At 41.7% G+C, this 19,498-nt stretch carries 13 protein-coding genes; 7 read left to right on the top strand and 6 right to left on the bottom strand.

Annotated features, from left to right (window positions below; genetic code table 11):
- Positions 1–277 precede the first annotated feature (277 nt).
- The 4 genes from D0T49_RS08720 to D0T49_RS08705 all read left to right on the top strand — a co-directional run bounded on the left by D0T49_RS08720 (position 278) and on the right by D0T49_RS08705 (position 5,106).
- Positions 278–1,660 (top strand): aldehyde dehydrogenase, encoded by a 1,383-nt coding sequence (locus D0T49_RS08720; RefSeq protein ID WP_163630421.1) that lies wholly within the window; start codon positions 278–280, stop codon positions 1,658–1,660.
- A 146-nt stretch (positions 1,661–1,806) separates the two neighbouring features.
- A complete protein-coding gene (locus tag D0T49_RS08715; RefSeq protein WP_203583456.1) occupies positions 1,807–2,994 on the top strand; it encodes a hypothetical protein in 1,188 nt (395 codons plus the stop codon).
- Positions 2,995–3,583: 589 nt separating this feature from the next.
- The gene (locus D0T49_RS08710) at positions 3,584–4,438 is read left to right on the top strand and encodes a Bro-N domain-containing protein (RefSeq protein ID WP_163630419.1); all 855 of its coding nucleotides are present in this window, start codon (positions 3,584–3,586) and stop codon (positions 4,436–4,438) included.
- An 8-nt stretch (positions 4,439–4,446) separates the two neighbouring features.
- A complete protein-coding gene (locus D0T49_RS08705; protein ID WP_163630416.1) occupies positions 4,447–5,106 on the top strand; it encodes a bifunctional 2-polyprenyl-6-hydroxyphenol methylase/3-demethylubiquinol 3-O-methyltransferase UbiG in 660 nt (219 codons plus the stop codon).
- A gap of 62 nt (positions 5,107–5,168) precedes the next feature.
- Here the strand turns inward: D0T49_RS08705 and D0T49_RS08700 are convergent, their stop codons facing one another.
- Both D0T49_RS08700 and D0T49_RS08695 read right to left on the bottom strand, forming a co-directional pair.
- On the bottom strand, positions 5,169–5,510 hold the full coding sequence (locus tag D0T49_RS08700) for a zinc ribbon domain-containing protein YjdM (RefSeq protein ID WP_163630414.1): 342 nt from the start codon (positions 5,508–5,510) through the stop codon (positions 5,169–5,171).
- A gap of 115 nt (positions 5,511–5,625) precedes the next feature.
- Positions 5,626–5,811 carry a hypothetical protein gene (locus D0T49_RS08695; protein WP_163630412.1) on the bottom strand — a complete coding sequence of 62 codons (186 nt, stop codon included), beginning with the start codon at positions 5,809–5,811 and terminating at the stop codon, positions 5,626–5,628.
- 249 nt (positions 5,812–6,060) lie between these two features.
- Here D0T49_RS08695 and D0T49_RS08690 point away from each other — a divergent pair, with 249 nt between their 5' ends.
- A complete protein-coding gene (locus D0T49_RS08690) occupies positions 6,061–7,008 on the top strand; it encodes a ribose-phosphate pyrophosphokinase (RefSeq protein ID WP_163630410.1) in 948 nt (315 codons plus the stop codon).
- Between the two features lie 176 nt (positions 7,009–7,184).
- On the opposite strand, the gene D0T49_RS08685 is transcribed toward D0T49_RS08690, so the two are convergent.
- Positions 7,185–8,732 (bottom strand): glycine--tRNA ligase, encoded by a 1,548-nt coding sequence (locus D0T49_RS08685; RefSeq protein ID WP_163630408.1) that lies wholly within the window; start codon positions 8,730–8,732, stop codon positions 7,185–7,187.
- Between the two features lie 181 nt (positions 8,733–8,913).
- Between D0T49_RS08685 and D0T49_RS08680 the strand changes: the two genes are divergently transcribed.
- A complete protein-coding gene (locus D0T49_RS08680; protein WP_163630406.1) occupies positions 8,914–11,730 on the top strand; it encodes a DNA gyrase/topoisomerase IV subunit A in 2,817 nt (938 codons plus the stop codon).
- Positions 11,731–11,830: 100 nt separating this feature from the next.
- On the opposite strand, the gene D0T49_RS08675 is transcribed toward D0T49_RS08680, so the two are convergent.
- Both D0T49_RS08675 and D0T49_RS08670 read right to left on the bottom strand, forming a co-directional pair.
- Positions 11,831–12,463, bottom strand: a complete 633-nt coding sequence (locus D0T49_RS08675) for a hypothetical protein (protein ID WP_163630404.1) — start codon at positions 12,461–12,463, stop codon at positions 11,831–11,833.
- A 14-nt stretch (positions 12,464–12,477) separates the two neighbouring features.
- On the bottom strand, positions 12,478–16,209 hold the full coding sequence (locus D0T49_RS08670) for a T9SS type A sorting domain-containing protein (protein WP_163630402.1): 3,732 nt from the start codon (positions 16,207–16,209) through the stop codon (positions 12,478–12,480).
- Positions 16,210–16,591: 382 nt separating this feature from the next.
- Here D0T49_RS08670 and D0T49_RS08665 point away from each other — a divergent pair, with 382 nt between their 5' ends.
- Positions 16,592–17,794, top strand: coding sequence for an alanine dehydrogenase (locus D0T49_RS08665; protein WP_163630400.1), 1,203 nt, complete (start codon positions 16,592–16,594; stop codon positions 17,792–17,794).
- 135 nt (positions 17,795–17,929) lie between these two features.
- Here the strand turns inward: D0T49_RS08665 and D0T49_RS08660 are convergent, their stop codons facing one another.
- The gene (locus D0T49_RS08660; protein WP_163630398.1) at positions 17,930–19,369 is read right to left on the bottom strand and encodes a hypothetical protein; all 1,440 of its coding nucleotides are present in this window, start codon (positions 19,367–19,369) and stop codon (positions 17,930–17,932) included.
- Positions 19,370–19,498: the final 129 nt, after the last annotated feature.

Here is a 19,498-nt window from a genome sequence, read left to right as displayed (position 1 = left end):
GTATAAAAATAGTGTGATAAAACTCTGAATATTTAGCAAAAGATAAAAGATATTTAGCAATTCGTAAAAGCATCACTATTTTACGGCAAATATCTCTGCTAATAATTTTGCTGATGATATTGAAAAAGGATACTATGAATGTGGCAGATTTTAATTTTTAAAATTGTTATATTTCCTCGAATTAAACTTTTTTGAATTTGCGTTTATTTGCGTTTATTTGCGTTTATTTGCGTAATTTGCGTTCTTTATACTTCTGAATTTGTATAAATTAAGACACATGATACAAGAAACATCAAAGGAGGCTATTGAAAGATTATTGAGCTCGCAACGGACATTTTTTGCCACCCGCGAGACCAAGAGTATTGATTTTCGGATAAAGCAGCTTAAAAAATTCAAGACTGCCATACTGAAGTATGAAACGAAAATAGCAGACGCACTTTGGAAAGACCTTCATAAATCGCCGGAAGAAGCATACCTTACCGAAACAAGCATTGTACTGGGCGAGATAAACAACCATATAAAACACCTGAAACAATGGAGTAAAACAAAAAAGGTGTCTTCGCCTCTATCCCTATTCCCTTCCAAAAGCCGTATTATTTACGAGCCGCTTGGAGTGGCACTCATCATTGCTCCGTGGAATTATCCTTTTCAACTGCTAATGAATCCATTGGTAGGGGCTATATCTGCCGGATGTTGTGCCATGCTTAAGGCATCGCCTTATGCACCCAATATTGCAATGGTAATGGAAGAATTGGTAACAGAAATTTTTCCACCGGAATACGTGTGCATTACACAAGGACACCGCGACGTAAACGAAATACTGCTTGAGCAACGTTACGATTTTATATTCTTCACAGGCAGCCCCGCGCTGGGCAAAGTGGTAATGAAAGCGGCCTCGGAATACCTGACCCCCGTTGTACTCGAATTAGGTGGCAAAAGCCCCTGTATTGTCGATAAAGATGCAGACATTAAGAAAGCCGCAAAACGTATCGTATGGGGAAAAACGATAAACGCAGGGCAAACATGTATTGCTCCTGATTACCTGTACGTACATGCCGGTGTAAAAGAGAGCCTGTTCGCAGAAATACGGCTGGTACTGAACGAAATGTTTGGCGACGACCCGCAGCAAAGCAAATACTTTGCCCGCATTGTAGACGGCAAAGCAATGGAACGGCTGAAAGGGTTTATGAAGCATGGAGATATTGTGATAGGAGGAAAAACCGATGATAAAGAAAAGTATATTGCCCCTACCGTGATTGATAATGTAAAGCCCGATTTTCCGGTAATGCAGGAAGAGATATTCGGCCCGATACTTCCGGTCATGTCTTTTCAAGATATTGAAGAAGTTGTTCGGTATGTAAATACACATGAAAAACCGCTTGCTTTTTATTACTTCGGCAAAAACAAACAGGCAAAGGAAATTCTCCGCAAAACAACTTCGGGAGGAGCCTGCATTAACGACACGCTGATGCACATTGCAAACCATAAACTCCCCTTCGGCGGTGTAGGAAACAGCGGAATGGGTAAATATCACGGCTACGACAGTTTCCTTGCATTCAGCAACAGGCGGGCAATAGTAAATACACCTACATGGATAGACTTACCTGTAAAATATGCCCCGTTTAAATATTTCAGTAAAATAAAAGGGATGTTGAAATAAGATTGATAAGTCGAAATAGGTTCGTATTTTTACAACACATAAGAACAGTTAGAATACACATAGGAAACACATAGTTTATGATTAATTTCTATTGTGAGCAAATGTGTGTTCGTATGTGTCTATATGTGAGCAAAAAACAGTTCATAATGATTCACTACTTCAATCCGGGACACGAAACGGCCGTTTCCAACGGCTCAATTTACTATATGCCTCCTGCCAACGTAGCACGCATGCAAAAAGATTTATCTTTTCTGCCTGCATGGTACGCACAAACAGGCGACTACGTGCTGATTGACAATAGTGTAAATAGTGCTGCCTGTCTGCAGTACCTGAAAGAAACTTTTCCCGGCTTACCACAAGCCATTACAACAGAATCATTAAATCACCTTTCCGGTCAAGAAGTCACTTTATGGGGTATTTCTCCCCAAGCAATTCATTTTTTCACCGAACTGAAAGACAAGCACTCTTTAGATGTGGAAATACCGAGTTGGAAAAATGATTACGTTTACCTCAACAGCCGGGAAGCGGCCAAAGATTGTCTGGAAAAGGTAATTGAAGAAATTCCTGAAATATCAAAAAACCTGATTCCTTGTTTTTGCAAGAGTTTGCACGAAGTAGAAGATGCTGTGAATATAAGCTATCCCGCATTGATAAAAGCCCCCTATTCATCATCGGGCAGAGGGTTGCTGTGGCTGTCGGCCCCGGTTATAAATAATAAGGAAAAAGAGATTGTACACGGGTTTCTAAAAAAGCAAGAGCAGGTTTCTGTGGAGCGTGCATTGCATAAGGTTAGCGACTTCTCCATGCAGTTTTTATGCGATGGAAAGGGGAGTATTTCTTTCGAAGGATATTCTTTTTTTGAGACAAGCAGCAAAGGGGCATATTCAGGCAATTATCTATACAGTCAGGACAAAATTATTGATTTGATAAGCACAAAAATATCACCCGCTTTACTCGAAAAAGTAAAATCCTCTCTCATTAATATACTCAAAGAAAAATATGCTCACCTGTACAAAGGTATCATGGGGGTAGACATGATGATATACGAAGAAAACGGGGAGTATATGCTCCATCCATGCGTCGAAATAAACATGCGTCACAACATGGGATACCTTGCCTTGAAAGTACAGAAAAATTATCTATACCCGTCCTCAGAAGGAAAATTCCTTATCGAGTACAATTCGGAAGAAGGAATGACTTACAGAAAACATAGAGAAATGCAGCAGCAGTTTTCACCCCAAATAGAAAATGGCAGAATAATAAAAGGCTATCTGTCGCTCTGTCCGGTGTCGGAGCAGAGCAAATACAGAGCATATATTTTGGTTGATAATTAGCAATCAAGGGCAACCGCCTCAAAATATGCAGAATTGCTATTTTATTCTTTCGTAGCCGAAGCTAACCTTTCCGCCTCAGCTGGTGAGCGTTAAAAAATTCAGCGTAACGTAGCACTTTTCCCCTCTCCTTAAGGAGAGGGGGTAGGGGGTGAGGTTGGAAAAAGTAAGAGCCTGTCCGGCTCGAGGACAAAAGAATAAAAATGAGAATACGGTAACTCTCCCTAAATCCCTCTCTCAAAGAGAGGGACTTTGAGAGCGAGAAACGAAAGAACAATATCGGATGAATTTGGTACTTAAAATGTAATTTTGATGCGTTACCCTATTAGCAATCATTAAATCCACAGTTGGAAAAAGAAATTACTTAGAAACTGTTTTGAATTTTTTCATAAGTTCTTTTTTAGTCATTTTTAGAAGGATTTGGATTTTTATTTTTAGCCTGATAGCGGGCTATTAAAGAAGAATAAAAATTCAAAGACACTAAAAAGGGCTGAAAAGAACATGAAAGATATAAAAATAAGCTAAGAATGACTCAATCGTAAAATTCAAAACAGTTTCTTATATTTGTACTTCATGCTAAGCAATCAAAAAAATGAATAACGAAAGCCACATAAAGATATTCGACCAAAAGCAAGTGCGTACTCATTGGGATAACGAAAAAGAGCTTTGGTATATTTCAATAACGGATGTTATTGAAATACTGACCGGAACAGACCGCCCAAGGAAATATTGGAACGACCTGAAAACCAAGCTAAAAAAGGAAGGAAGTCAGTTGTCCGAAAAAATCGGACAACTGAAAATGCAATCTTCAGATGGAAAATTTTACAAAACAGATGTAGTCGACACGGAACAGATGTTCAGGCTGATACAATCCATCCCCTCGCCTAAAGCTGAACCTTTTAAACTATGGCTGGCACAGTTGGCATCCGAACGATTGAACGAGATGCAAGACCCTGAAATTACAATCGACAGAGCTTTGGAGCAGTATCTGAAATTAGGATATTCTGAAAACTGGATTAATCAACGACTGAAAAGTATTGAAATCCGCAAAGAACTGACCGACGAATGGAAAAAGCGGGGATTAAAAGAGGGCATACAGTTTGCCACACTTACCGATATTATAACCAAAACATGGTCGGACAAAACCACCAAAGAATATAAAGTATTGAAAGGACTGAAAAAAGAAAATCTGCGGGACAACATGACAAATACCGAATTGATTTTGAACATGCTCGCCGAAGCATCTGCTAAGGATATATCACAAGCCACTAACCCTGCAACCTTCGATGATAGTAAAAAAGTAGCTCAACAAGGCGGGAATGTAGCAAAAGTAGCCCGCTTAGAGTTAGAAGCCAAAACAGGCAAGAAAGTAATCACCTCATTAAATGCAAAAACTTCTTTGAAAGCAAAAGAAAACTTATCGCTTCCGGACAAGGAAGCTGAATAAAAACATATATGACTGAATTTTGGGAATCAAGTTTTAAAGAAAAGCAGACAATGTGGGGATTTGAACCCGCAGATTCAGCCAGCATGGCTGTAGAACTGTTTCGTAAAAACAGATTAAAAAAAGTGCTTATACCCGGTTTCGGGTACGGACGCAATGCCAAAGTATTTATCGACAATGGATTAGATGTAACCGGAATAGAGATATCGGAAACGGCTATTGCGTTAGCCCACAAGCACTTTGGAGATACAATGAAAGCATATCATGGCTCTGTGAATGATATGCCGTTCGACAATGAATTATACGACGGTATTTTCTGCTACGCGTTAATCCATTTATTAAATGCAAGGGAGCGGGCTAAACTGATAAAGAACTGCTACAACCAACTTACACCCGGAGGCTACATGGTTTTCGTTGCCGTTTCAAAAAGCTATCCTACTTACGGTAAAGGCAAGAAAATAAGTAAAGACCGGTTCGAAACAATGCCGGGAGTTAAATTATTCTTTTACGATACGGAATCAGTAAAAAAAGAATTTGGGAAATATGGCTTAACCGATTTAGTGGAAATAAGCGAGCCGGTGAAAAACATGGAGAACAAATCCCCTCTGAAATTCTGGTTTGTCACATGCAAAAAAACAAAAATAACTGCCGATATTAGTGGCAGTTATTAAGAACAATATCATTAACCAACCCGTCAAGCGGACTTGAAGCCGCTTGACGGGAGTAAAAGAAATCAACCTTTTTTGAGGAAACAGGTTTTCAGCACAATGCCCGACCCATCTATTTTACAATCCACCTCTTCCGGGTCATCAGTCAGGCGGATACTTTTCACCTTAGTTCCCTGTTTTATCACCATCGACGAGCCACGCACTTTCAGGTCTTTTATTACAGTTACCGAGTCGCCATCAAACAGTTCAGTGCCATTACTGTCTTTAGGCACAGTATTGGCCTCAGATTCTACCGCACTGTTTTCTTCCTTCGTCCATTCATACGTACAGTCCGGACAAATATATAATGTCCCGTCGTAATAAGTGTTCTCGCCCTTACACTGCGGGCACACCGGAAATTCATTCATTTTTTGATAAATCGTTTTATAAATTTATAATTACTTGTATCTAATCTCAACAAAGATACTAAGATTATAGCATTATATAAAATCAGTTTATCAAGCTATGAGCGTTTCGCACCTTTTAATACTGTAAGAAAACCATGTTGGGCGTTACATCCTTTTGATAATAAACTTTAGTTCCACACTTACATGTTTTCTCTACTACCACAGTACTCATTTCCGAGCGGGCAGGCTCATAATTATCAAGCATCAATCGTCCGCAATGCGTACAGTATATGCTTCGGCCGTCATGTCTTCTTCTTTTCATAATCTTTTAGGTGTTAAGTTTAAGAAACTGTTTCTTAGGTAAAACAAGGCAAAGTGATTTTTTGTTTGGAGTATTTTAAAAATTAACGATTCACAAATTGAAAGAGCTTGTTTTACTCCAAAATCCGTCTCACAAAAAACTTATTCCATATTATCACCTATTTATAAAAAACTATAGGCAACTCTTGCATATTAATTCTGAATTATTGTGTACTTTTGCAAAAAATATCAAACATCAAATCCCATATCCATGTCATCAAGTTGTAACACTCCTTTCAAAATTTTTAGCGGAACAAAAAGCCGTGACCTTGCTTTAAAAATATGCGATAGTTTAGGATGCCATCTCGGAAAAATGAATATCGAACATTTTTCGGATGGAGAATTTGCCGCTTCTTACGAAGAATCTATTCGCGGACAACACATTTACCTTGTGCAGTCAACGTTTCCAAATTCAGATAATTTGATGGAACTGCTCCTGATGATTGACGCAGCAAAACGTGCGTCGGCTTACAAAATTACCGCCGTAATACCATATTTCGGTTGGGCACGTCAGGACAGGAAAGACAAACCACGCGTATCAATCGGGGCAAAACTAATTGCCGATATGCTAAGCGTAGCAGGCGTAGACAGGGTAATTACTATGGATTTACATGCCGACCAGATTCAGGGATTTTTCGACGTTCCTGTCGACCACCTTTACGGTTCTACTATTTTTGCACCATATATCAAATCATTGAATCTGAAAGAATTGGTGATAGCTTCGCCCGACGTGGGAGGCTCCAAACGTGCAGGTTCTTATTCAAAACATTTAGCTTGTCCGATGGTACTTTGCCACAAAACACGTGAAAAAGCAAACGTGATTGGCGAAATGCGTATTATCGGCGATGTAGAAGGAAAAGACGTAATTATTGTGGACGATATGGTAGACACAGCCGGAACGCTTTGCAAAGCAGCCGACCTGATGGTAGAGCAAGGAGCAAAAAGCGTACGCGCTATCGTTTCGCACGGAATGATGTCAGGACGCGCTGTAGAAAATGTAATGAACTCAGCTTTGTCCGAACTGATTTTCACCGATTCCATTCCTTTTGACACAGCCCGCTGCCCGAAAGTAAAAGTACTTTCTATTGCCGACATGTTTGCCGACACAATAGAGCGCGTGCAATTTCATAAGTCAATCAGCGAGCAATACATTATGTAAGAATTTACACAAAATACTGATAATAATAGAACAAGGCAGCTTTTGGTTGCCTTGTTCTATTATATATACATTATCCTTAAACCGAATAAGAACCAAAATCGCTCCTTACAATTCATAAAAAAACGGCTCAACCTCAGAGGTTAAGCCGCATTATAATTTTATAAACAACGAGCTACTTACTTCACTATCTTCCTGAACAGGTTTTTCATATTTACCTGTTGGTCGATAATACCGAATAGGTCGCTGATTTTCACACGTTCCTGTTCCATGTTGTCACGGTGGCGCACAGTCACACAGTCATCCTCCAAAGTCTGGTGGTCTATCGTGATACAAAACGGAGTTCCTATAGCATCCTGACGACGGTAGCGTTTCCCGATAGAATCCTTTTCATCATAGGTACATTTGAAATCAAATTTCAGATTATCCATTATCTCGCGTGCCTTCTCAGGAAGCCCGTCTTTTTTCACCAATGGTAAGATAGCCACTTTCACCGGAGCCAATACAGGTGGAAGTTTTAATACCACACGGCTGTCGCCGCCTTCCAGTTGTTCTTCGCAATACGATGCCGCCATGATGGATAGGAAAGTACGGTCGACCCCTATCGAAGTTTCGATAACATACGGAGTGTACGACTGGTTAAGTTCGGGGTCGAAGTATTTAATGTTTTTTCCTGAGAATTTCTCGTGACTGCTCAGGTCAAAATCAGTACGCGAGTGTATTCCTTCCACTTCCTTGAATCCGAAAGGCATTTCAAACTCTATGTCGGTAGCCGCATTAGCATAGTGAGCCAGTTTATCGTGGTCGTGAAAACGGTATTTATGGTCGCCCAGCCCAAGAGCTTTGTGCCAACGGATACGCATCTCTTTCCAATGCTCAAACCATTTCATTTCCTCGCCCGGACGAACAAAGAATTGCATTTCCATCTGCTCAAACTCACGCATACGGAAAATAAACTGACGGGCAACTATCTCGTTGCGGAAAGCCTTACCTATTTGCGCTATCCCGAAAGGAATTTTCATCCGTCCGGTTTTTTGCACATTCAGATAATTTACAAATATCCCCTGCGCAGTTTCGGGACGAAGGTATATTTTCATTGCACCATCGGCAGTAGAGCCCATTTCGGTAGAGAACATCAGGTTAAACTGGCGTACATCCGTCCAGTTTTTAGTCCCGCTTATAGGGTCAACCACATCATAATCCACAATAATAGCTTTCAGTTCGTCCAAGTCCGAATCATTCAACGCTTTTACAAACCGCGCATGAATCTCGTCACGCTTTGCCTGATTTTCGAGCACACGCGGGTTTGTTTCACGGAATTGTTTCTCGTCAAAGCTATCGCCAAATCGTTTAGCAGCTTTCTGTATTTCTTTGTCTATCTTTTCGTCGTACTTAGCCAGCAGGTCTTCAATCAGCACATCGGCACGATACCGTTTTTTACTATCTTTATTGTCAATCAGCGGGTCGTTGAAAGCATCCACGTGTCCTGAGGCTTTCCACGTAGTAGGGTGCATAAAAATAGCGGCGTCAATGCCAACAACATTTTCGTTCAACAATATCATCGAATCCCACCAATAGCGTTTTATATTATTTTTCAGCTCAACCCCGTTTTGCCCATAGTCGTACACCGCCCCTAAGCCATCGTAAATTTCACTTGAAGGAAAAACAAAACCATACTCTTTGCTATGCGCAATCAATTTTTTGAAAACATCGTCTTGTGAAGCCATAATTTATTTACAATTTACCATTTGCCAATTTACAATCGAGACTCGTAAACCGGTAATTTTATTTATTTTAAAAGACGGACAAAGGTACTTATTTTTTCGTTATTTTTTGTAATTTTGTAAGTCCATTTATACAAGATGGCTGTTTTCCTTAGCTTGAAGAAAATAAAATACACACACTTTTATGAGCAAAGACGATATACTGGAGCCGGAAGAAGGGGCTGAAGAAATGGCAAATACGGAAGATGTCGTTGACAACGATTCATTGGAGGAAGCAGGCCATTCGAAATACAAAGTCCCTGTAAAAGATGATGCTATAACCCACCACCTGTCGGGCATGTACCAAAACTGGTTTTTGGACTATGCCTCATACGTGATTCTGGAACGTGCCGTACCCGATATTTACGATGGGCTTAAACCCGTACAACGGCGCATACTGCACTCTATGCGCGAAAAAGAGGATGGACGCTACAATAAGGTAGCCAATCTTGTAGGTCACACCATGCAGTATCACCCGCACGGCGACGCTTCTATTGGCGATGCGCTGGTGCAATTGGGGCAGAAAGACCTGCTGATAGATACGCAGGGAAACTGGGGGAATATTCTCACAGGCGACGGCGCAGCCGCACCGCGTTATATCGAAGCACGCCTTACCAAGTTTGCGCTCGAAACGGTTTTCAATCCTAAAACCACCGAATGGAAACTCTCTTACGATGGACGTAATAAAGAGCCTATAACGCTCCCTATCAAATTTCCCCTGCTTTTAGTACAAGGAGTGGAAGGGATTGCCGTAGGCCTTAACTCAAAAATTCTGCCTCACAATTTCAATGAAGTAATTGATGCATGTGTGGCTTATCTCAATGATGAAGAGTTTGAACTGTACCCCGATTTCCAGACAGGAGGCTCAATAGACGTAAGCCGCTACAACGATGGCGAGCGGGGCGGGGCAGTAAAAATTCGTTCCAAAATAAGTAAGCTCGACAATAAAACACTTGTTATAAGCGAAATACCGTACGGAACAAATACCTCCAAAGTAATTGAATCAATCATCCGTGCAAGCGAAAAGGGCAAAATAAAAATCCGTAAGGTAGACGACAATACGGCCGCAAACGTAGAAATACTGGTGCATCTGGCACCGGGCACTTCGTCCGACAAAACGATTGACGCCCTTTATGCGTTTACCGACTGCGAAATCAGTATTTCACCCAACTGTTGCGTTATCCACGACAATAAGCCGCGTTTTCTTGGTATCAGCGAAATGCTTCGCACAAACACCGACCATACAAAGGACTTATTGAAACAGGAACTGGAAATTCAGAAAGCAGAGCTTCAGGAACAATTTTTCTTTATCTCGCTGGAGAAGATATTTATCGAAAACCGCATTTATAAAGACAAGGAATTTGAAGAGAGCGACTCGCAAGACCTCGTGGTAGCGCATATTGACAAACGCCTTGAACCTTTCAAAAAAGATTTTATCCGCGAATTGACTACTGATGATATTCTGAAACTGCTCGAAATACGGATGAAGCGGATAACCAAATTCGACTCGGATAAGGCAAACGACACTTTAATTTCTATTCAAAACAAAATAGAGGAAATAAACTACAACCTCGAACATTTGGTGGAATATACCATAAAATGGTTCGAAGGGCTAAAAAGCAAATACGGCAGCAACTACCCCCGGAAAACTGAAATACGCAACTTTGAGTCTATCGAAGCTACAAAGGTTATCGAAGCTACCGAAAAGCTGTATGTAAACTACGACGAAGGATTTATCGGTACAGGCTTGAAAAAAGACATTTTTGTTTGCAACTGTTCCGAGATAGACGACGTTATCGTTTTCTTCAAAGACGGCAAGTACAAAATAGTAAAAGTGTCCGACAAAGTATTCGTAGGCAAGGACATACTTTTTGTCAATGTATTCAAAAAAAACGACAAACGCACTATATACAATGTAGTGTACCGCGATGGCAAGGCAGGGCCTTACTATATCAAACGCTTTGCTGTAACGGGTGTGTCGCGCGATAAGGAATACGATTTGACACAAGGCAAACCGGGAACAAAAGTAATGTATTTCTCAGAAAACCCGAATGGCGAAGCTGAAGTTATCCGCATAGTGCTGAAACCCAAACCGCGACTGATAAAACTGAATCTGGAAAAAGATTTCAGCGATATAGCCATAAAAGGACGCCAGTCGATGGGGAATATACTGACAAAAAACGACGTTCAGAAAATAACCCTGAAACAAAAAGGAGGTTCTACGCTGGGCGGTCGCAAGGTATGGTTCGACCCCGATGTACTGCGCCTGAATTACGACGGACGTGGCGACTATCTGGGAGAGTTTCAAAGCGACGATTCTATTTTAGTGGTGTCGATGAACGGTACGTTCTATACCACCAATTTCGACCTGACCAACCACTTCGAAAAAGACATTCTGGCAATAGAAAAATTCGATGCAAACAAAGTATGGTCAGTTGCTTTTTACGATGCCGAACAGAAATTCTATTATCTGAAACGCTTTCAGTTCGAACCGTCACAAAAACCTGCAAGTTTCATAGGCGAAACTCCAAACTCAAGAATAGCCTCGATATCCAATGCCGACTACCCACGATTCGAAGTATTATTCGGAGGAAGCGACGAACACCGTGGCACACTGGAAGTAGATGCCGAATCGTTTATCGGGGTCAAGAGCTTCAAAGCAAGAGGAAAACGCCTTACAACATTCAACGTGAAGAATATAAAGGAATTAGAGCCTTTGCGCTTCGCCGAAAAAAAAGAAGATGAATTACCCGACGAAGGGGAAAATAATGGTGATGACGAAATTCTGACAGAAGAAGAACTGATACAGGACGAAACCAATGAGGAAATTCCTGCAAAAGCAGAAAAGAAAAAAGCAGAAGAAGAGAGCAAAGATATTCAAAAAAACGATTCGGTACTGCCCGACGATGTTGTGAAAAATCCACCAAGTTCAGAAGAAGGCGGACAAATGACATTGTTCTAAAAACAGAAAAAAACCGTCAGAAAAAAATCGAATGTAAATATGCGTTTATTCGCGGATATTTACATTCGATAATAGAGCTTTTGATACCCCCCTTCAGAATTTATTTCAAATACAGTTTTTTCAGAACAATATAGATTCCGGCAAATACCAGCAAAATAAAAACATTAGCTGATAAAGGCAGCGAATCGGACAAGGGCTCAAAGCCGGGGTGAGTAAGCCTATCAACCGTTTCGGCTTCTTCCGACTGTTCTTCGGGCGAAAAATTTTTCCGGCTTGCACTCGCAAGCATAGCATTATTATTAATATTAACATTCTGCTTCTTTGCCAAACCTGCAAGCAAGGACAAAGACGAGCTACCACTACCGCCACCGCCCGAAGAATTAATACTCACCGCATCCTCTTTAGTATGTTTCGTCACACTGCTTGCTTGCAAGGCAATTGGGGCGGGTGTAAAACGTATTTCATGCAAGTTTTCTTTATTGAACAATTCGTCGGAAATGTTTTTGCTAAGTTCAACTTGCGGAATCAGCAAATTATCATCTTTAGGCTTTCCTTCTTTTATATCTTTACTAATTGGTGTTTTATACGAGCTTGTTGCAAAATCGATGGAGTATGCGAGCATAACATCCTGCTCGTTTACAATGCTGTCTTTGAACGAAAAATAAACCGACCCCACAGCAAGGCTCAACATGGTGAACGGAATTAATACACTTACTTTTAATCTCAATTTCATACCGGCACACTCTCTTAGTTACTAATTACAACACGTTGTGTTACTTCTTCGTTTCCTGCCGAAACCTTGACTATATACACCCCTGTATATAAATCAGCACTGACAAGTTCAGTCCTGTTTGCACTCAGAGACTGCTGACACAAAAATCGTCCTGACAAATCGTACAATGCAATCTCTCCCGAAGCGTTGGTATTATTTTCAATCAGGATGTTTTTATTGTATGTCGAAATACTTATTGCCGGAGTTTGCACATCTGCGTCGATAAGATTGGTCATTAGCAGAAACCGTTTTGATGCAGATTTATAATTGTCTGTCGCGAAGGTGTATTCGCTCCCACTGCGGGTTACATCAATCACAATTCTTTTCTCCAAGTCCACAAGGTAAATAGCGGAGTATCTCAACTCTGCATTTTCGTGCTCAAACACAAGTGTGTAATCCGTATCCGAAATACCCGGCTTAAATCCCAACCCTATCGTGCCGATGGTGTCTACCGAACTTACCTGCAAGTCGGCATCTTTACCTGCCACATAAATATGTGATGAGTAGGGAGAGCTTGAAATGAGTTTTTCAGCATCCCAACCAAAATCGAACGAATGTGAACAACTATCTTCCGTAAATATCCAAAGTTTATCATACAAAGACTTACCCTTTAAAGTTATAAGTGTGGAAATCTTCGCTTCTTTATTCTCTTCCGCACTGCGCCGTACTGCGATGTTTTTCACTACATTGTCATAGTCCACATATAAATTGCCGGAAGAGCGCTGCGACCTGAGCAAAACAGGTAAAGTCTTTATTAAAAAACCCTGCATAGAAGGTATATTCCTCGGCAAGCCGTTTTGTCCGGCTTGATTAACCGGAACGGCAATGTATTTTCCCGAATGAAATTCGCCCGTATATTCGGGTGAGCCGCTCCCCCATTCTTCCCATTCGTTATAGCTCCCGGTGTTGAACAGATATACAGCACCATCGGGCGTAGTTAAGCTGCTGATGGGTATTGCAGCCATGTATGGGTTAGCATACAAGTGCTGCCCCGAATATAATGCACCACTTGTTTCGGTAAGAGGGTTGCCCTCGAAATCGTTGTTTTCCAACACGCCTTTGTACAGAATCGGATTTTCGGGATTTTTTGATACCAATTCATAACCCTTAAAAGGCTCTAACCGCCCGTTCTCTCCCAACTCAAGCCAAAGGTCTTCCTCGCGCATTGCCGGCTCGTTGAACGACCTGATCCAACAGTTGTTGAAGGTTGGCATAAGGCCGGTCAGTTCAGTCAAAGGTATCCCTACAAACTGCCATTTGAAACGGCTTCCCTCCGGTGCTTCGGGGTTATAGCTCGACCGCGTGTACATTTCTACTGTAGCCCGCACCTCCTGCGAGGAGCTCTCGTGTGGAGAAGCATCCCTTGCACACTCATTATGAAATATCAGAGTCGGATTAGGTTTTTGCCTACCAGGGTCGGCTTTTATCAGTAGCCCGTCTTCGTCAGCAAAATTCTGCAATAATTTCACTTTCAGAAAAGTGGACGGAAGTAGCGCAAACGTACTGTTTGCCGATATTGTAAGGCCGTTTGCTACCGTAAGGCTGTCGGTATGATAAACCAATCCGGTATTCATTATCGAAAAATCGTATACCGAAGTATCTATAAATGGCTTTCCTGAAAAAAACAACTCCGGCGATACAGTATTGAAAAGCGTTATTGCCGGCTTATGGGTAAGGGCATCAACATAACCCTGTGTGTGTTTTATAGAATCGGTTATGATCAAATCGCTTTTTAAAACAACATATGCACTTTCCTGAGTTTTATTAAGGTGAAATATGCCAACTCCATTCCCATCGAAAGTGCCGGGATATATAGTTTGTGTTTCAGCTCCGCCAAAAGAAACTGTGCCCGGCTCATTGTTTGCCGACCGTGCCGAATGGATATTAGCCGTAGCTATTTCCGAAACTTGCCCTGTAATAACCAATTCAGCATCAACCAAATGAATTAGCTTAGCTGTAGGATTCAAAATATTATGTACGGTTTTCGCCTGCCCGTCAGACAAATAGCAATTTCGCTGTGCATCCACATGGAAAATCAGGTCGTCGTCATACCTTATGACCTCATTCGCTGTCCAGTTATTCGGGTTATTCCACAAACTATCTTCACCTCCCATCCAGCAGTTTGCACTCTCGTATGCACCTAAGTCAATTTGCTTATCTATAATACGAGGCATCCCTGCCAAATCGGTAGAGGTAGCATTTGCAACATTATCCCCCCTGTTAGCAGCCGGACTGATTCTTTTCAGCCGATACTCTTCATTATCATAATCAAGAAAAATATCGTTTGCATCCATCGTACTCGTATCAACGTTATAATCGGCAGTAGAACTATTTCCCTGCACCAAAGAATAGCTGAAACTACCACTTCCGGCAATGTTGCTGCCATGCCCCCAAACGATACTGTTTATCAACTGCCCATTATTATAAACACCGCTTTTGGTTCCCTCCATGTTGTTAAGCACAGTACAGTTTATCACCTCAGCCTGAGGGTGGTTAACATACACTCCGTTTCCGTCGCCACGGTTTTTTTCTTTCGATTTATTATGCGTAACCAAACAGTTGATAGCTTTTGCTGCTGCATGAAGGTAAATTCCGCCGCCGTTCATTTTAGCATTGTTCAAACTTACCTCACAGTTCAGCACCTCGCCCCCTGCAATATATACACCTCCACCGTGCGAGCCGTTTTTGGTTTCTGTACTATTATTTCTTATCACACACTCCCGCACCACCGAGCCTGCACCCTCCATATACACTCCACCTCCGGCATTAGCCATATTACTTTCAATATGACAGTTTTTCAACACCCCCATATTATAAGCACCTCCGCCAAGAAGGGTTGTGTACCATCCTGTAGGGTTGCCCAAGGTATTATTACTTATCTGGCACGACTCAACCACCCCTCCGGTACAGTTGTAAATCCCGATTCCATGCATTAAATGCCCCGACATCTTGTTATTGGCAATTATACAGTTCGAAATTCTTCCTGTAGATTCATTAAACACACCGCAACCATACTTATCACCTCCATTGTTAGGCATAGTATTACCCGAAACGATACAATTAATCATCTCACCTTCGTTATAAACTCCGGCACCTTCGCTCGTACCCGAATTGGTCATCTTGTTGTTCGTAACCATACAATCAACAAGTAATGCCCCTATGCCGATATACACCCCGGCACCTTTTACAAACTCGGTACTTTCATTTATCAGGTTACCATGCACCGTGCACAGCCGTAAAACACCATTTTGCCGCAACCGTACTCCTCCGCCAGAGTGTTTGGCCGAAGGGTCGAGAGTGATGCGGAAACCGGCCCATTCGGTTTTATGCGCAAAGTTGTCAGGTTGTTCAAAAACCCGCTCCGCACGATAACTCCAGTTCCGTGCCTTACCATAAAGTATGGTCTTATAGTTTAATGTATCAACCTGAGAAGCATAACTTCCCTCGCCCGTACCCGAAAATCCACCATATACCTGAACTCCCTCTTTCATCCTGAAAAAATCCTGACGGTATGTTCCGGCAGCAACAAAAACCGTATCGCCCGCCTGTGCCGACAAAAGAGCCTTATCGATACTCTTAAAAGCATGTGCCCACGATGTGCCCGGCATAGAGGTATCACTCCCGTTGCTTTTTACATAATACTTTTGCTGGGAAAAAGCTGAAAAACTGAAAACGGAGATTATTAAAAAAAACAAAAAACTTCTCATCTGTCTATACTCTTATACGATCTTACTAACTCACTCCAGAGAGACACCTAAATGTCCTCTGAAGTAAATTATCCTGATTTCGCTATCCTTAGTGGTATATTTCAGAAGCAAAAATATTATTCCGGTTTTAGAGAATAAATCCGATTTTCACATTTTTCGGCATCACAGATGCACAAAATTTAGAAACAAAAAAACAGATGTTAATACAAATGTGCAAAAAACGGGAAAAAAGAATCTGTTTTTACGATTTTAGTAGTGTAAGCATACGCACGACTACAAAAAGAGTTATTTGAAGACACAAGGCAGAGTAGATACATTGCCGGGTTATTTGGAATTTTAACAAAATATCGTTAGTTTTGTATTAAACAAAAAAACTGTAATAATGAAAATAGACCCTAAAACTCAACAGAAACTTTTTCCGGAAGAATGCCTATTGCGCGAGATAGCCAAGAACCCCCGCCTCTCTATCGGTATCCCGAAAGAAGATGATGATATAGAAAACCGGCTGGGGCTTACCCCCGAAGGCGTGGCAATAGTTACCGAAGAAGGGCACAGCGTTTACATACAACGGGGGGCAGGGCTTCCTATTTCTTACACCGACCTGCAATACAGCGAGGCAGGGGCTTTTCTGGTAGACAACGCGTCGGATGTTTTCAGTGCCGACATCGTTTTAAAAGTTGCCCCTCCTACCCTGTCAGAATTAAAAATGATGAACGACGGCTCTACTATCCTCTCATTATTACAACTCAACAACCTCTCGAAGGAATGTATCCAACTGATGATTGATAAAAAGATGAATGCCATTGCCTACGAGCTGATTAAAGATGAGCAAAAAGCATTTCCCGTAGTCAACTCCTTATCCGAAATAGAAGGAATTTCGGCCATAGCAGTGGCTTCGGAACTAATGACCAGCGAGCACGGAGGAAAAGGCTTGCTCCTGGGGAGCGTAGCAGGCGTTCCGCCCACCGAAGTATTGATATTGGGTGCCGGAATAACCTGTACGGTAGCCGCACAAACAGCTTTGGCCATCGGAGCCGAAGTTAAAATATTCGACCATGATATAAACAAGCTCCGCAAGATAAAACAGCAATTGGGACAGCACGTTTTTACATCGGTAATACACCCCAACGTGCTTTTCAAAGCATTGGCATCGGCCGACGCAGTCATTGCCAACCTCCGGTACATAAACGATTCGGAGCTACTTATGATTTCGGAAGACCTGGTAAAGACCATGAAAAAAGGCGCAATAATTATCGACCTGAGTGTAGACCAGGGGGGGTGTTTCGAAACATCGGAATGCCGGACAATTAAAAATCCTGTTTACGAGAAACATGGTGTAATTCATTATTGCGTTCCCAACATATCGGCACGTGTGGCGCGTACCACTTCTATGACCCTGAGCAACATATTTGCCCCGATGCTGCTGAAAATCGGCAATTCGGGCAGTGTAAAATCAGCCATATCAGAAAGTTCGGGATTCAGGCACGGAGTGTACGTATACGGAGGTATCATGGTAAACCACCTTATAGCCAACTATTACGGCATAAAATACAACGACATAGGGCTGTTAATCGCCGCATTTTAAGCTTAAAAAAGGAATGAAATTTGCGTAATTCCCGGACAAGCTAAACAAACACGCTTTGCAGTGCAATCAAGTTCGAGAGGGTGTCAAAAAAAATTTTTTTTGACACCCTCTCTGCTTTTATTCGGATCTGTATCTTTAAGGTGTATCTATCGTCATAATAGTTTGCCAAGCACTGCCATTATAAATCTGAAAATCACCTTCATCCGTTAAGCGAAGCGCCCCCTTTTCTGTTATAGCAGGAGTACCTACCTTCACAGCTCCGGTATTATAACTATCATCGTGTATACGTCGCCAAGCCCCATCTCTGTATACCTGCAAACCCGATGCTACGATATGTCGTAACATACCCACTTCCGGATTATCAGTTCCCAGAGGGTCAGTACCGGCAAGGCGAAGATAACCTCTTATATCCAAACGTGCAGTAGGCGCAGTCACACCCAAACCCAAAGTTCCCTGTATATAGTTGGCCTTGTCTGAACCGGCAATGTAAATCCCGTATTTATTGGCTATTGTACCCGTACCATTGTAAGCACCTAAGTAAATATCGTAACTTGTAGTAATTTCGCCCGACTGAATATAAGGAGTGATGTATAATCCGGCAGCAGTATTAGTTGTTCCCGCATCATCAACATCTGAGTGTCCGTAAGCAACATAAACACCCCTCATTGCATTAAGAGTCCCTCCATTATCCGTTCCGTTTTTATATGTTTGCGATAATAGTCCTATCAGATTTCCAGAATTAGTAACCCCAGTAGGCACTCGTTGGTGTGCAACACTTACAACTCCCCGCTGGTAAGATGGTTGTGTACCATTAGATACTATTAACGATTTTGAGTAAGTAGCATAAACATAGCCTCCACTATGATCCAAGTTCTCGTTGAGCGCAGCAATAGCAATGTTTTTCGATGCAGTCCGCCCTATGCCAATAAAACCGTTGCGCGAAATACGTCCTTCTTTATCGGCTCCGGCATCTAAGGACGATCCCGATTTGTACCAAGCGGTAGCCGCAGGAGATTTGTAGCTAATGTACTTACTACTACCACTGTCGTATATCCACATAGTATTATCTGAAGCAACATAAATATAGTTAACGTTTGCTTTCAAACTATTGTCGTTTACAAAGTCGGGATTTGCATTTCCCTCATCATCCAACAACGGCACATCATCGAACCGAGTCCCCGAAAGATTCGGGTCGTTTTTATTAACATACACAATGGTGCGCTCATCTTCTTCAATAGCTTCTTGCTGACGAATCCACTTTGTACCATCGTTGAAATACAATCCCGGATACACAGCCATATCACCTGTTGTAGTTTTTGTATTGTACACTGTCATCCCCGCTACATGAGTTGCCAATGGCGAAGCTGATGCTGTCGAAGTCAGAGCCACACGAGGCATCAGCAAGCCCCCATATTTTCCGGTAGCATAGTTGGAATGTAAATCCAACACTGCATTCTCGTTAGGTTGGCTATCAGCCCCGATTGTTACCTGTGCTTTTGCACTAAAATTGAAAAACGAAAATTGAAAAAGACAGGCTAAAATAAATGCCTGTAGTAAAAATTGTTTTCTGTTCATAAGTTGATAATTATTAGTTGTTAATGTTTAATTATTATTGTTTTTAAACACAGAGACACGGGGTTAATTATTAATGTTTAATTATTATTTGTTTCCGTTCCGTATAGCGGCTTTCAGTCCGCTTTACGG

The organism is Paludibacter sp. 221 (assembly GCF_010501035.1).
In the GTDB taxonomy this organism is placed as follows: Bacteria; Bacteroidota; Bacteroidia; order Bacteroidales; family Paludibacteraceae; genus QVMH01.
This window is presented reverse-complemented; position numbering and strand designations above follow the sequence as displayed.